At 67.3% G+C, this 15034-nt stretch carries 11 protein-coding genes; 9 read left to right on the top strand and 2 right to left on the bottom strand.

All coding sequences use genetic code 11. From position 1 onward, the window contains the following. Positions 1-441 precede the first annotated feature (441 nt). The gene (locus ACQ260_RS05020; protein ID WP_432558285.1) at positions 442-1164 is read left to right on the top strand and encodes a dienelactone hydrolase family protein; all 723 of its coding nucleotides are present in this window, start codon (positions 442-444) and stop codon (positions 1162-1164) included. A 140-nt stretch (positions 1165-1304) separates the two neighbouring features. Here ACQ260_RS05020 and ACQ260_RS05015 read toward each other — a convergent pair whose 3' ends face one another. Continuing rightward, entirely contained in the window at positions 1305-1859 is a 555-nt protein-coding gene (locus ACQ260_RS05015; RefSeq protein ID WP_432558284.1) for a hypothetical protein, read from the bottom strand. A 318-nt stretch (positions 1860-2177) separates the two neighbouring features. Between ACQ260_RS05015 and ACQ260_RS05010 the strand changes: the two genes are divergently transcribed. The 5 genes from ACQ260_RS05010 to proB all read left to right on the top strand — a co-directional run bounded on the left by ACQ260_RS05010 (position 2178) and on the right by proB (position 6206). Then, positions 2178-2597, top strand: coding sequence for a helix-turn-helix domain-containing protein (locus ACQ260_RS05010; protein WP_432558283.1), 420 nt, complete (start codon positions 2178-2180; stop codon positions 2595-2597). A 182-nt stretch (positions 2598-2779) separates the two neighbouring features. Beyond that, positions 2780-3088, top strand: a complete 309-nt coding sequence (gene rplU / locus ACQ260_RS05005) for a 50S ribosomal protein L21 (protein ID WP_432558282.1) — start codon at positions 2780-2782, stop codon at positions 3086-3088. Positions 3089-3102: 14 nt separating this feature from the next. Next, entirely contained in the window at positions 3103-3372 is a 270-nt protein-coding gene (gene rpmA, locus ACQ260_RS05000; protein ID WP_432558281.1) for a 50S ribosomal protein L27, read from the top strand. Positions 3373-3510: 138 nt separating this feature from the next. Next, positions 3511-5064: a GTPase ObgE gene (gene obgE / locus ACQ260_RS04995; RefSeq protein ID WP_432558280.1), complete on the top strand. Its 1554-nt coding sequence runs from the start codon at positions 3511-3513 to the stop codon at positions 5062-5064. Next, positions 5061-6206 carry a glutamate 5-kinase gene (gene proB, locus ACQ260_RS04990; RefSeq protein WP_432558279.1) on the top strand — a complete coding sequence of 382 codons (1146 nt, stop codon included), beginning with the start codon at positions 5061-5063 and terminating at the stop codon, positions 6204-6206. The genes obgE and proB overlap by 4 nt, the downstream gene beginning before the upstream one ends. Before the next feature lie 27 nt (positions 6207-6233). Here the strand turns inward: proB and ACQ260_RS04985 are convergent, their stop codons facing one another. Then, on the bottom strand, positions 6234-11075 hold the full coding sequence (locus tag ACQ260_RS04985) for an NAD-glutamate dehydrogenase (RefSeq protein ID WP_432558278.1): 4842 nt from the start codon (positions 11073-11075) through the stop codon (positions 6234-6236). Positions 11076-11280: 205 nt separating this feature from the next. Between ACQ260_RS04985 and ACQ260_RS04980 the strand changes: the two genes are divergently transcribed. The 3 genes from ACQ260_RS04980 (at position 11281) to ACQ260_RS04970 (ending at position 15034) form a co-directional block, all read left to right on the top strand. Beyond that, a complete protein-coding gene (locus ACQ260_RS04980) occupies positions 11281-12966 on the top strand; it encodes an ABC transporter substrate-binding protein (protein ID WP_432558277.1) in 1686 nt (561 codons plus the stop codon). Positions 12967-13049: 83 nt separating this feature from the next. Further along, positions 13050-14072: an ABC transporter permease gene (locus ACQ260_RS04975; RefSeq protein ID WP_432558276.1), complete on the top strand. Its 1023-nt coding sequence runs from the start codon at positions 13050-13052 to the stop codon at positions 14070-14072. Further along, positions 14069-15034 (top strand): ABC transporter permease, encoded by a 966-nt coding sequence (locus tag ACQ260_RS04970; RefSeq protein ID WP_432558275.1) that lies wholly within the window; start codon positions 14069-14071, stop codon positions 15032-15034. The genes ACQ260_RS04975 and ACQ260_RS04970 overlap by 4 nt, the downstream gene beginning before the upstream one ends.

The following is a 15034-nucleotide window of genomic DNA, read 5'->3' as shown; positions in this document are numbered from 1 at the left end:
AGTGGCGACGACCGATCGGGCAGCACGACCTCCGACTCGGGCAGAGACACCGCTGAGCGCGCATCGGGTCAATCCGGCGGTCGGAGCCGACGCAGTCGATCCAGGAGCCGTTCGTCGTCCCGCAATGCTGACGCGGACGACGCCGCGGAGACCTCCGCGGAGGGGGAGGACCAGACGCCGGCAGAGGACGCCGACGTGGCCGACACGCCCGCTGACGCTCCGCAGCCGGACCTCCAGGTCCCTGCCGACGACGCGGAACGGGCCGGTGGCAACTCCGCTGAACCGGGCTCCGCCGACCCCGCAGAGCAGAATGCCTCGGAGGTCGAGGAACTGGCTTCCCCGGCGGAGGACGACTCTCCAGCTGGCTAGGTACAGCTAGGCGGGGTGACCCGCTGCGGCGGGTGACAACCTCGACAAGTCCGGACGGGTTATCGTCAGCTCATGCCGAGCTCAATGACGAGTGTCGTCACCCACGACGACCAGCAGATGCCTGCCCACCTCTGGTTGCCCGAATCCGGAGTCGGGCCCGGTGTGGTCCTGTTCCAGGAGATCTTCGGGATCAGCGACTACGTCCGGAGACGTGCCGAGGACCTGGCCGAGCTCGGCTATGTCGTGGTCGCTCCGGAGATCTATTGGCGCAGCGAGGATGTCGGGCCGTTCGGATGGGATCCGATCGACCGGGCGATCGGCAAAGTGACCGAGCTGGACTGGCACGAGGCTGTCCTCGACGGCGCATCCGCCGTCCAGCACGTCCGGGCGCTCGATGCCGTCACCGCAGGGACGGCCATCGTCGGCTTTTGCTTCGGTGGCGGCCTGGGTTTCGCGGTCGCCGCCCATCTCGAAACGGTTGACGGCGGGGGAAAGGGCATCGACGCCCTGGTCAGCTTCTATGGCTCGGCGCTCGCCGATCTCGTGAACACCACAACCGTGGCCGCGCCGAGCCTGCACCACTTCGGTCTGGCGGATCAATACATCGATGCCGACGCTGTGCGCCACCTTGAGTCGGTCCTCATCGAGCAGCCGCGCACCACCTTCTTCACCTATGAGGGTGCGGACCACGCGTTCGACAACTCCGACGGACCCCTGCACCACCCGGAAGCATCGACCCTGGCCTGGGATCGCACGACGCAATGGTTGGAGCAGCACCTGCCGAGCAAGCCCTGACATGCAGAAAGACCCCATCCGGGTCACGGATGAGGTCTTGACTGAGGGAAAGCGGAAGGGCCCCATCCGGATCACGGATGGGGCCCCGCCCACGAAGAAGGAGTCAGATCGACTCGACCTCCGTCTGGGTCTGATTAAGCTCAGGCCTGCTTGGTGGCGGAGGAGCGAGCGCGCGAGGTGGCCTTCTCAGCCTGGTCCGCGGCCTTCTGGGTCTCCTCAGCAGCCTTCTGGCTCATCTTCACGGTCTGCTCGGCAGCCGCGTTGACGTTCTTCTCGAACTGCTGGGTCGCCCGCTCGGCAACCTGGGTGGCGGAGTTCTCGAGCTCAGCGGCGGACTTGGCCAGCGCGTCCTGGGTCTCGTTGGCAACCTTCTCAGCGCGCTGACGGGCCTCCTCGAAACGAGCGAGGGCCTGCTCGCCGGCGGCCTCGGCCTGGCGCTGCAGAACGTTCAGGTACTCAACGTTCGCGTCGGCAACCTTCTTGGCCAGGTCGCGGTTGAACTCGATGGCCTTGGCCCAGAAGTCGAAGACCTGGTCGATGCCCTGCTGGACACGCTCACCAGCGGACGCGCTGTCCACGGCGAGGGTCTGGCCGTCGAAGGCCTTCTTGGTCTCGTCGAAGACGGACTTCATGGCCTCGGCCCACTTGGCCTGAGCTTCCTTGGCGTTCGAGTAGTACTGCTCGGTGATGTTCATGACTTTCCTTCCGGTGGCTTGTGTCCTTGGCGGAACGATTGAAATACTACGCAGCGGCCGCTTGGGAAGTCAATCGAGGCGTTCCATTAGAGGGCACGGGGTCCGATATCCTTGTGTGCACAGGGAAAGCGGGGCCTCGCCCATGTTCCGTCGGGCGTCCTGCCTGTTCAATGAATCGAGCGACACCTGCCGGGGCGTGTGCTTCAATCCACTGTCCCGGACCATGCGACCGCTTAGAGTCGACAGTGGACATCAGCAGAGAACAGTGCACCTCAGCAGCAGAAAGAAGTGCCCATCAGCAGAGAGAGAGGAGCCAGAGTGTCCTCCGCACAGCACGCCTCCGGCCGGACGGCCGAATCGGCCGAAGAGCGAAAGAAGGCCGGACCGGATGCCTTGCTCAACAGCCCCTCCATGGGTTCGTTCATCCGCGCCCAGCGTCAGCTCTCTGCCATGTCGTTGCGTCAGCTCGCGGCACTGAGCAATGTCTCGAACGCTTATCTCAGTCAGATCGAGCGTGGATTGCATCAGCCGTCGCTGAAGGTCGTGCGGTCGATCGCGGAAGCGCTCAACATCTCCACGGAATATCTCCTGAGCCAGTCGGGTGTCCTGGAGAAGCCCGATCCCGCAGAGCAGACCAACGCAGAGACCGCCATCCTGGCTGACCCTGTCCTCACAGAGGAGGAGAAGGACGTGGTGCTCGGTGTCTATAGGAGCCTGCGTCAGCGGCACGCCAGTTGATTCGTGCGGCCGGCGGGCGATTCCTCGGTTTGACCGGGGCCGCGAGCGCGCGTACATTGGGTCCTCGGTGTTCTGCGGTCATGCCGTCGCGTGATCCGGGCACATCCCACAGACCGAGCCGGTTCGATTGCTGTCCTGCGAGACGAGTGGCTCAACCGACGAAGACAGAGAGTAGGTCAGGCGTGTACGCGATCGTGCGTAGTGGCGGCCGCCAGCACAAGGTTGCCGTGGGCGACGTCGTCGAGATCGACAAGGTCACCGACGAGGTCGGCTCCAATGTCAAACTGCAGCCGGTGCTGTTGGTCGACGGCGAAACCGTCACCTCGGACTCCGACTCGCTGGGCAAGGCCACGGTCACCGCTGAGGTGCTGGCGGAGACCAAGGGTCCGAAGATCCGGATCCAGAAATACAAGAACAAGACCGGGTACAAGAAGCGTCAGGGCCATCGCCAGCGCTACACCCAGGTCAAGGTCACCGGCATCGAGGCCTGAGGAGGGACTGAGCCATGGCAACAAAGAAGGGCGCATCGTCGACCAAGAACGGTCGCGACTCGAATGCGCAGCGCCTCGGCGTGAAGCGTTTCGGCGGTCAGCTGGTCAACGCCGGCGAGATCATCGTGCGTCAGCGTGGCACCTATTTCCACCCGGGCGACGGTGTCGGCCGCGGTGGCGATGACACCCTGTTCGCGCTCCGTGAGGGCCACGTCGAGTTCGGCACCCGTCGTGGTCGTCGCGTGGTCAACATCAAGGCTCTGGAGGCCGCGGCCGCCGAGTGAGGCGTACGCCGGCTCTCTGCCCGCTCACGTCGGCCGGGCACGGGCCTGTTGCAGGAACGGTCCTGCACCCAGTTCAACCGCTCAGGGCGGCTCCCACTGAGGGAGTCGCCCTTTGCCTTTCTCATAGGATGTTGCGTCATGGCCATACCTTCCTTTGTCGATCAGGTCACCCTGGAGGTTGCCGGCGGCAACGGCGGTCACGGGTGCGTCTCGGTGCATCGGGAGAAGTTCAAGCCGCTCGGCGGTCCCGACGGCGGCAATGGGGGTGACGGCGGCTCGGTGGTCCTCCGGGTTGATCCCAACCTCACGACGCTCGTCGAATATCACCGCCAGTCGAAGCGCCGGGCCACGAACGGTCAGCCGGGGCGCGGTGACAACCAGAACGGTGCAAACGGTGAGCACATCGTCCTGCGCGTCCCTGACGGCACGGTCGTGACCGATGCCGAGACGCACGAGGTCCTGGCGGATCTGACCGGCGCGGATTCCGAGCTGGTCGTCGCGGCCGGCGGCAAGGGCGGTTTGGGCAACGCCGCGCTCGCGACCGCAGCCCGCAAGGCGCCCGGCTTCGCGCTGCTGGGCGAGGAAGGCGAGAGCCGCCGGATCAGTCTGGAGCTCAAGGTCGTCGCCGACGTCGGCCTCGTCGGGTTTCCCAGTGCCGGCAAGTCCTCGCTCGTCGCCGCGATCTCGCGGGCCAGGCCCAAGATCGCGGACTATCCGTTCACCACGCTGGTGCCGAACCTCGGGGTGGTCGTGGCGGGCGACACGACGTTCACGGTTGCCGACGTGCCCGGCCTGATCGAGGGTGCCTCCGAGGGCCGAGGTCTGGGCCTCGACTTCCTGCGTCACATCGAGCGTTGCGCGGCACTGGTCCACGTCCTCGACACAGCGACGTTCGAGCCGGGTCGTGATCCCGTGTCCGATCTCGAGATCATCGAGGGCGAACTGGCCGCGCACGGCGGACTGGAGGACCGGCCCCGCCTCATCGCGCTCAACAAGGCCGATGTGCCGGACGGGGCCGAGCTGGCCGAGATGGTCCGGCCGGATCTCGAAGCGCGCGGCTGGCCGGTGTTCACGATCTCGACCAAGACCGGCGAAGGCCTCAAAGGGCTGACCTATGCGATGGCCGCGCTTGTGCGCGAGCGCCGCGCCGCGCTGCCGCCGCCCGAGCCGCCGCGCATTGTGATCCGACCCAAGCCGGTCGACGGTGGCCAGGAGTTCACGATCAAGCGCATCGGCGACGGCGAGGGTGGCCACATGTGGCGTGTGCGTGGCACCAAACCCGAGCGCTGGGTGCGCCAGACGGACTTCGGCAACCCGGAGGCCGTCGGCTATCTGGCCGACCGGCTGAACCGGCTCGGCATCGAGGACAAGCTGCTGGAGTTGGGTGCTCAGGCCGGCGACGCCGTCGCGATCGGTGGCGAGGATGCCGTGGTGTTCGACTTCGCACCCCAGATCGACACCGGTGCGGAGATCCTGACCCGCCGCGGGGAGGACATCCGCCTCACCGAGGAGCGTCCGGCGGCGGCTCGCCGGCGCGCCAAGGACGCCGAATATCATGCGGCTCGCGCCGAGGAGGAGCAGGCCGAGACCCAGGGGATGCGGCGGCAGTACGCCGACCCACGCCGCAAGGGCCCGGGCGCGGCGCCACAGAAGCCTGGTCGCAACGACGGCCCGGACGGAGAGGCCCGATGACCAATGGGCGGGCCGAGCGGACCTTCGGTGAGGCGAAGCGGATTGTGGTCAAAATCGGCTCGTCGTCGCTGACCGCGGAAGCCGACGGGCGCCTCGACCCAGACCGGGTGCAGGCACTGGTCGACACCCTGGCGGCCGCCCGCAGCGTCGGCCGCGAAGTCGTCCTGGTCTCGTCCGGTGCGATCGCGGCCGGTCTGGAGCCGTTGGGACTCACTCGGCGACCCAACGACCTGCCCACTCAGCAGGCGGCCGCGTCGGTGGGTCAAGGGCTCCTGGTCGCGCATTACACCCGGCGATTCCACGAATACGGGTGGCCGGTCGGCCAGGTCCTGCTCACTGTCGATGACGTGACCCGCCAGCAGCACTATCGCAACGCCCACGCGACGTTTCAGAAGCTCCTGCACCTGGGTGTGATCCCCATCGTCAACGAGAACGACACCGTCGCGACCCACGAGATCCGGTTCGGCGACAACGACCGCCTCGCAGCGCTCGTCGCGCAGTTGGTGCATGCCGACGCGTTGTTCCTGTTCAGCGACGTGGATGCGTTGTACACGGACCACCCCTCCAAACCCAACGCCCGCCGGATCGACGTTGTCGAGTCGCCCGACGCCCTCAACGGGGTCGACACGAGCCGGACCGGCTCGCGGGTGGGCACGGGTGGCATGACCACCAAGATCCAGGCGGCTGGAATCGCCACGTCAGCGGGCATCCCGGTCCTCATCACCGCGGCCCACAACGCGGCCGCGGCGCTGGCCGGCGAGGACGTCGGCACCCGCTTTACCGCCACCGGCAAGCGCCGGCCCACCCGGCAGCTGTGGCTGCAGCACGCCTCCTATGCGGCTGGCCAGGTCCACCTCGACGCAGGCGCCGTGCGCGCTGTCGTCGAGCGCAACGCCTCCCTGCTCCCGGTCGGCATCACCGAGGTCACCGGGGACTTCGAAGCGGGCGAGCCGGTCAACATCATCGCCCCCGACGGCACCGTCGTCGCACGGGGACTGGTCAACTTCACCTCGCACGAACTCCGCCTGGTCCGCGGTCGGTCCATCGCCGAGGTGGGGGAGAAGTTCGGGCCCGAGTGGGAACGGGTGGCGGTTCACCGCGATGTCATGGTCAACCTGGTGGGTGCCACTCAGGTGTCCTGACAGGCAAAGGAACCGCCGTCAGACCGTTCAGCCCTCCGGCGTGCTCAACAGCGACCGCACCGCCCGCAACCCCACGGACAACCGGGCGATGTCGGGATCGCCGTCACAGACCGCGGCGAGCGTACGCCGGGTCTCCGCCTGTCCGTTCGCACTGGCCCGCCACGCCTCGACAACCTCGTCGGAGTCCTCCGACTCGGGCGCCGCCCTCAGCGCCTGCGCTGTCAGGTCGGCCCGGGCCTGGAGCAGGTCGTCCCGCAGTGCTGCGCGCGCGAGCGCGTCCCACCGGTCCTGCCGCGGCAGGGCGGCGACCTGATCCTGGAGCATGTCCAGGCCCAGGTCCTGGGAGAGCATCGCGGTGACACGCGTGACCAGGCCGACCGGCCGGCCCTGCTGGTGTGCGGTCTGCACGATCGGCAACGCCTGCGGCAGGAACGGTGACTCGGCCGCGACGCGCGCGAGTTCCTCCGGGACGCCCGCTTCGGCGTACTCCGCCATCCGCTCGCCCAGTTCCTCCTGCGCCTTCGCGCCCAGCCATTCGCTCAGGTGACCCTTGATCTCCTGGACATCGTCCACGAACTCGTCGATCGTGGCCTGGACGTCGAGCGGAGACTCGCGATGCCGCAGCAACCACCGGGTGGTGCGTTCGACCAGGTTGCGCAGATCGAGGCGGATCCGGGTCTGGACCGACGCGTCGATCGCGTTGTCCAGCGCGGCGGACTGGTCCTCGTGCACGCCGACCCGGAAGATCGAGCGGGCCGCCAGCTGGGCCCGGACTACTTCGGCGATCTTCGCCCCGGTCTCCGTGCACAGTCGCATGCCGGTCGTCGCGCCACTGGAGTTGACGAAGCGGTTCACCGCGACCGTGGTGATGATCTCGCGGTGGAGCCGGTGGTGGCGCATCTGATCGGCGAACCGCTCACGCAGGGGCTCCGGGAAGTACTGGATCAACCGGTCCTCGAGATACGGATCATCGGGCAGATCCGAGGCGAGGAGCTCCTGCTCGAGCCAGATCTTGGTGTACGACAACAGAGTCGCGAGCTCCGGCGCCGTCAGTCCCTGCCCGTGCTCCATCCGGTGGGCCATGTCGTCGGTCGACGGCAGTTCCTCCAGCTCCCGGTCGAGCAGCCCCAGGGAGGTCAGCGTCTGCATCCAGCGCTCATAGGACCCTGCCATCGCGGTGGCTTGGTCGACCGCACTGGCCATCGCGAGGTTTTGGTCATAGTTGTGCGCGAGCACGTGTTCGGCGACCAGATCGGTCATCGACCCCAGCAGTTCGTTGCGCTCCTCGATGCTCATCCGTCCCGAGCGCACCTCGTCGGCAAGCAGGATCTTGATGTTGACCTCGTGGTCGGAGGTGTCCACGCCCGCGGAATTGTCGATGAAATCGGTGTTGATGCGGCCGCCGGCCCGGGCGTACTCAATCCGCCCGCGCTGCGTGAAGCCGAGGTTCCCGCCCTCACCGACCGCCTTGCACCGCAGCTCGGCGCCGGTGACGCGGAGCGAGTCGTTCGTCTTGTCGCCGACTTCGGGATTGGTCTCGTCCGAGGCCCGCACATAGGTGCCGATGCCGCCGTTCCAGAGCAGGTCGACCGGGGCCCGCAGGATCGCGCTGATCAACTCGGTCGGGGACAGCTCGGTCGTCTCCCCGTCGAGGCCCAACACCTCGCGGACCTCATCGGTGATGGCGATCGACTTGGCGGTGCGCGGATGGACGCCACCGCCTGCGGAGATCAGCGAGGTGTCATAGCCACCCCAGCCCTCACCCGCGTCGAACAGGCGCTTGCGTTCGTTCCATGTGGCCTCGGGGTCCGGGTCGGGATCCAGGAAGACGTGCTGGTGGTTGAACGCGGCGACCAGCTTGAGGTGGCGGCTGAGCAGCATGCCGTTGCCGAACACGTCGCCGGACATGTCACCGACGCCGACACACGTGAACTCCTCGTTCTGGGTGTCGATGCCCATCTCGCGGAAGTGGCGCTGCACTGATACCCAGGCGCCCCGGGCGGTGATGCCCATGCCCTTGTGGTCATAGCCTGCCGACCCGCCGGAGGCGAACGCGTCCCCGAGCCAGAAGCCGCGCTTGACCGCGATCTCGTTGGCGGTGTCGGAGAACGTCGCGGTGCCCTTGTCGGCCGCGACCACCAGATAGGGGTCGTCGTCGTCATAGCGCAGCACGCCCTCGGGCGGCACGACCTCTCCCTCGACCAGGTTGTCGGTGACGTCCAGGAGCGCATTGATGAACACCCGGTAGCAAGCCTTGCCGGCTTCCTGCCAGGCGCGCCGGTCGTGGCTCGGGTCGGGCAGCTTCTTGGGACAGAACCCGCCCTTCGCCCCGACGGGCACGATCACGGCGTTCTTGACCATCTGGGCCTTCACCAGGCCGAGCACTTCGGTGCGGAAGTCGTCGCGCCGGTCGGACCAGCGCAGGCCGCCGCGGGCCACCTCGCCGAATCGGAGATGGACGCCCTCGAGGATGGGTGAGCAGACGAAAATCTCGTACGCAGGTCGCGGCTCGGGGATCCAGGAGAGCTCCTGCGGCAGGATCTTGCAGGCCAGCGCGATGTGGTCCCGGAAGGCGTTCGTGCGCACAGTGGCGTTGATCACCGAGAGGAACGCCCGGATGATGCGATCGTGTTCGAGGCTCGCGACCTCGTCCAGCGCACTGATGATCGCGGCGTTGTGCTCCTCGAGCAGGAGGGCACGCGCGTCGGCTTCGACGCCGTCCATCGCATCGGGGTCGAACTTGGCGCGGAACAGCCGCATCAGCCGACCGGTGACCTCGACCTCCTCCAGCAGTGCCTTGGCGATCGATTCCTGGGACCAGGACACGCCCACCTGCTTGAGATAGCGGGCGATGAGGCGCAGCCAGGACACTTCCTGCCACGTGAGCCCGGCCGCGGTGACCAGACCGTTCAGCCGGTCCGCCTCCGCCCGGCCGGTGAAGGAGGCACGGAACGCATCGTTGAAGCGCTCCCGGGCGGCGGGAGTCCAGTCGGGCAGCCGGTCGCGGCCACCCCGGATGTGCAGCCCGAAGTCATAGATCGCGGTGTGGCCCAGGCCGGGCAGGTCGAACTCATAGGGTCGCTCGTCGATCACATCCACGCCGAGCAGGCTGAGGTGGGGGAGGACCTCCGAGAGGGACATCGTCGCGTTCTTGCGGAACACCTTGAGCCGCAGATCCGCTTGGTCGTGGTCGACGTCAGGGACGAACATGACCATCCGCATGTCGGAGTCGTTCTTGAGCGCGCGCAGTTCCGCAAGGTCGAGCACGGTCTGGCGGGCGGTGAAATCCTCCTTGTAGCCCTCCGACAGACCGGCGGCCAACGGCAGCAGCTCGGCCTGTTCGGGATGGCCCTGGGCCTGGCCGGCCAAGCGATCCTCCCAGCTGCGGGCGGCCTCGGCGAGCTCGGCCTCCAGCGCGGGCACGTCGACATCGGACGGCGAGTCGGGCCCGAGGCGCACCACGAAGTGCAGGCGCGCCAGCAATGATTCCGTCGAGCGCGCGGAGAAGGCGAGGGACTCACCGCCCAACCGGTCGAGCAGGATGCGTTCGATAGCCGTCCGCACCCTGGTGACATAGCGGTCGCGGGGGAGGAAGACGAGGCAGGACACATAGCGGCCATAGAAGTCGCGGCGCAGGAACAGCCGCACCTGGCGGCGCTCGCGCAGTCGCGAGATCGATTCGATGAGCGGGGCGAGGTGCTCGCTGCGGGTCTGGAAGAGCTCATCGCGTGGATAGCTCTCCAGCGTCGCCTGGATCGCCTTGGCGCCGTGCGAGTCGGGCGAATAGCCGGAATGCTCGAGGATCTCGCGGGCCTTGTCGGCGAGGCCTGGGATGGAGTTGACGGAGTCGGTGTACGCCGTCGCCGCAAACAGCCCCAGGAACCGGCGCTCCCCGATGACTTCGCCGTCCTCGTCGAACAACCGGACCCCCACATAGTCCAGATCGACCGGACGGTGGACCCGGGACCGCGTGCTGTCCTTGGTCACCATGACCAGCGACGGCTTCTTGTCCGTGGGCGGCAGCGCCTGGAACGCGTCGGGTGCTTCCTCGTCACCGCGCAGCAGGCCGAGTCCGGTGCCGGGCACCGGCTGGAACCGCGCGTCCTCGTCCTCTCCCAGCCGGTATTCCCGATAGCCCAGGAAGGTGAAGTGCTCGTCGCCCAGCCACTCCAGCAGCTCCATGGCCGAACGGACCTGACTGAACGAATAGGGCACCGGCCGTTCCTGCAGCAGCCGGATCGTCTCCTGGAGCCGCTCCCGCATGGGTCCCCAGTCGTCCACGCACGTCGTGACGAGACCGAGCGCCTCGCGCAGGCCGCGCTCCAGCTCCGCGTACGCCTCGTCCTCGGCGCCGAGCGGCGGGGTCGCATCGACGTGGATCCAGGACTCGCCCTGGACGTCCGGATCTCCCGCGCGGTCGGTGTGGACGACCTCCAGCAAGCTGCCCTCGGCGTCGCGCCGGACCAAGAACTGGGGATGGACCACCTGCCGGAGCTGCCAGCCCTGCCGCAGGACCTCCATCGTCACCGTGTCGACGAGGAACGGCAGGTCCTGGTGGACGACCTGGATGACTGCGGACGGGTTCTCCCACCCGTCGTCCTCGAGCGTCGGCCACCAGACCCGCACGTTGGTCGTGCCCGTGGGCCGGTGCCGGGCCAGCTCGAGATGTGCCACGACCCCGCCGAGCAGTTCGTCGGCGTCGAGCTCGATCACCTCGCGGGCGTCGACGTGCAGGAAATAGTGGTTGAGGAACTCCCGTGCTTGGTCGGCGTCGGCACCCCATTGCTCGGCGACCTCGCCGGCACGGTCCGACACCTCGGCCAGCAACTCTGTCTTGGCGGTCTCTTCCGCGGTCTCCGTCGGCGACACGAGCTCTCCCTGGGTCGGTTGTTGGGCACCCACCACGCGTGGCGTGAAGATCAGCCTAGCCACCGGTCCGCCGCGCGTCCGGTCCCCCTTCGGTCGCGATCCGGCGCCGGGGAAACAGGTGCCGAATTGTGATGCAAACCTCGCTGCTCGGGCCCGTCCCCTGAAGGTAGTGTGCCGCCATCCGTTTCAACACATCGAGGTGACTGTGAACACACTTCATCGCAAGGTCCTCGCAGGCGCAGCGGCATTGGCCATGTCGCTCAGCCTGGCGGCCTGTGCAGAGAGCCAGCGCGACGGCACCGGCGACGCCGGCGGTCAGGGCGGGACCGACCAGGACACGTTCATCTTTGCCGGTTCCTCCGACCCGGTCATGCTCGACCCGGCGATGGCCAGCGACGGCGAGAGCTTCCGCATCGCGCGCCAGATCTTCGAGGGGCTGGTGTCGGTGAAGCCCGGCACCACCGAGCCAGAGGCGCTTCTCGCTACCGCGTGGGAGAGCTCCGAGGACGGCAAGGAACACTCCTTCACCCTGAAGTCCGGGGTCAAGTTCCACGACGGCACCGATTTCAACGCTGAGGCGGTGTGCGCCAACTTCGAGCGTTGGGCCGACTGGAAGGGCCTGAACCAGAACGAGAACATCACCTACTACTACGGCAAGCTCTTCCAGGGTTATCGCAACCCCGAGAACGGCGGCACCCCCGGCATCTATGAGGGCTGTGAGGCGAAGTCGCCCACGGAGGTCACGGTCACGCTGAACCAGCCGTTCGCGGCATTCGTCGATGCCATGACCCTCCCCGCGTTCTCAATGCAGTCGCCGACGGCGATGGAGGAATACAACGCCGACGACACACAGGGCACCGAGACCGATCCGCGCTTCTCGGAATACGCGACCGCGCACCCGACCGGCACCGGTCCGTTCAAGTTCGAGAAGTGGGATCGCGGCCAGCAGGTCGTCCTGGTCCGCAACGACGACTATCACGGCGAGAAGGCCAAGATCAGCCGAGCGATCGTCCGGATCATCTCGGACGCCAAGGCCCGCACGCAGGAGCTCCAGGCCGGCAACATCGACGGCTATGACCTCGTCGCGCCGGCCGATGTGCAGGCGCTGAAGGACAAGGGTTTCCAGGTGCTGAACCGCCCGGCCTTCAACGTCCTCTATCTGGGCATCAACCAGAACGTGAACCCGGCACTGCAGGACGTGCGGGTCCGCCAGGCGCTCAACTATGCGATCGACAAGGACGCGGTCATCAAGCAGTCGCTGCCCGAGGGCAGCGTGCCGGCGATCGAGTTCATGCCCGACATGGTCAACGGCTATGCCGCGGACGTCGAGGCCTACTCCTATGACCCGGAGAAGGCGAAGGCGCTGCTCAAGGAAGCCGGTCAGGAGAACCTCACGCTGAAGTTCGCCTATCCGACCGGGGTCTCGCGGCCCTACATGCCGACCCCGGAGGACACCTTCGTCGCCATCAAGTCCCAGTTCGAGGCGGTCGGAATCACGGTCGAGCCGGTGACGGCCAAGTGGACCCCCGACTACATCGACATGGTCCAGGGGCCCGACGGCATCGACAAGCGTGACGTGCACATGCTCGGCTGGACCGGCGACTACAACGATCCGGACAACTTCGTCGGCGTCTTCTTCGGCAAGAAGGCCACGGAGTGGGGCTTCGACAATCCGGAGCTGTTCGCTGACCTCCAGCGTGCCCGTGGGCTGACCACCAAGGAGGAGCAGGAAGCCGCCTATCAGGACATCAACCGCAAGATCGCGCAGTTCGCGCCCGGCGTGCCGATCGCGCACCCGGCTCCGTCCCTCGCCTTCGGCGAAGGGGTGCAGGGCTATGACCCGAGCCCCGTCCAGGACGAGGTCTGGAACACCGTCACCGTCACCCGGTGACACCTGCGGACGGCCCGGGCGGTGGCTCCATGTCGCCGCTCGGGCCGATCCGTGCCCGGCACCGTTAACGCCCTAGGAATCCCATGTTCCGGTTCGTTGTGCGCAGGCTCCTGCTGCTCCTGCCCGTGCTGTTCGGGTTGAGCGTGCTCCTGTTCATCTGGCTCCGTGCCCTCCCCGGAGACCCCGCGCGCGCATTGCTGGGGGACAAGGGCACGCCGGCGGCCGTGGAACGCCTCAACGAGCAGTACGGCTTCAACGAGCCGCTCGTGGTCCAGTACTTCAGCTATGTCGGACAACTCCTTCAGGGCAACTTCGGCGCCTCGCCGCGGACCGGCGAGCCGGTGCTCGACACGTTCCTCCTGCGGTTCCCCGCCACCATCGAGCTGGCCCTCGCAGCGTTGCTGTTCGCGATCGTGGTCGGCATCCCGCTGGGCTATTTCGCGGCGAAGCGGGCCGGGGGATTTCTGGATCTGACCGCCGTCGGCAGTTCCCTTCTCGGCGTGGTCATCCCCGTCTTCGTGTTGGCGTACCTGTTGAAAATCGTGTTCGCGATCGGACTGCCGGGGCTGGAGTTCCTCGCGATCCTGCCCTCCTCCGGCCGCCAGGACGTACGCCTGGACGCGACCCACATCACCAACCTCTATGTCCTCGACGGACTCCTCACCCGCGAGTGGGATGCCGCCTGGGACGCCTTCAAGCATCTGATCCTGCCCGGGCTGGCCCTGGGCTCCATCCCGCTCGCGGCGATCACGCGCATGACCCGGGCCTCGGTGCTGGAGGTGCTCGGTGAGGACTATGTGCGCACCGCGACCGCCAAGGGCCTGGCCCAAGCACTGATCACCCGGCGCCATGTGCTCAAGAACGCGATGCTGCCGGTGGTCACCATGATCGGTTTGCTGACCGGGCAACTGCTCTCCGGCGCGGTCCTCACCGAATCGGTGTTCGCCTTCAACGGGATCGGGTCTTATCTGTTCGAGGCGATCTCCACCCTGGACTACGCCGTCCTGCAGGGCTTCATCATCTTCATCGCCGTCGTCTATGCCGTGGTGAACCTGATCGTCGACCTGCTCTATGGCGTTTTCGACCCGAGGATGCGTGTGCAGTGACGATCCAGCCACCCATCGACGAGACCCAGGCCGAAGCCAACGCGCCCCGCCCGCAGGCTCTCACCGACGCCATGGGCGACCGCACGGACGGCAACGAAACCGGCACCAGCCTCTGGGTCGGCGCCTTCCATCGCCTCCGTCGCAACCCGGCCGCCATCGTCGGCGCGATCATCGTCGTGGCGTTCATCCTGGTGGCACTCTTCGCGCCTTTCCTCGCGCCCTACCGGCCCGGGACGACCGAGTGGGCGAACCAGGTGACCCCGTCACGGCTGCCCGACTTCAGCGCCGAACACCCCCTCGGCCTCGACCCGTTCGGCTCCGACCTGCTCACCCAGCTGATCTATGGCGCCCGCCAATCCCTCATCATCGGTGTGGTCTCCACGCTGCTCGGCCTGCTCGGCGGGGCGGTGCTGGGGCTGCTCGCCGGGGCGTTCGGGGGATGGGTCGACACCCTCGTGATGCGCATCGTCGACATCCTGCTGTCGATCCCGGCCCTGTTGCTGGCGGTCAGCGTGGCCGCGATCATGGGCCGGCGCCCCGAGGCGCTCATGGTGGCAATCGCCGCCGCCCAGGTGCCGGTGTTCGCTCGACTGCTCCGCGGTTCGATGCTCAAGCAGCGCAAGCAGGACTATGTCCTCGCGGCAACCTCACTCGGGTTGCGCCGCCGCACGATCGTCCTCAGCCACGTGTTGCCCAACTCGCTCGGCCCCGTGATCGTGCAGGCGACGCTCATCCTGGCGACGGCCATCATCGAGGTCGCGGCCCTGTCCTATCTGGGCATGGGCGCACCCGACCCGACGGTCGCCGAGTGGGGCCGCATGTTGGTGAAGGCCCAGGAACGCCTCGAGTCCTATCCTCACCTCACGCTGCTGCCCGGTCTGTGCATCGCGGTGACAGCGCTCGGTTTCACCCTGCTCGGCGAAGCCCTGCGCGAGGCCCTCGACCCGAAGACGAGGAAGTGA

This window comes from Ammonicoccus luteus (genome assembly GCF_050880385.1).
Taxonomy (GTDB): Bacteria; Actinomycetota; Actinomycetes; order Propionibacteriales; family Propionibacteriaceae; genus Enemella.
Note: the sequence above shows the minus strand (reverse complement) of the source record. Positions and strands in the feature narration are given on the sequence as shown.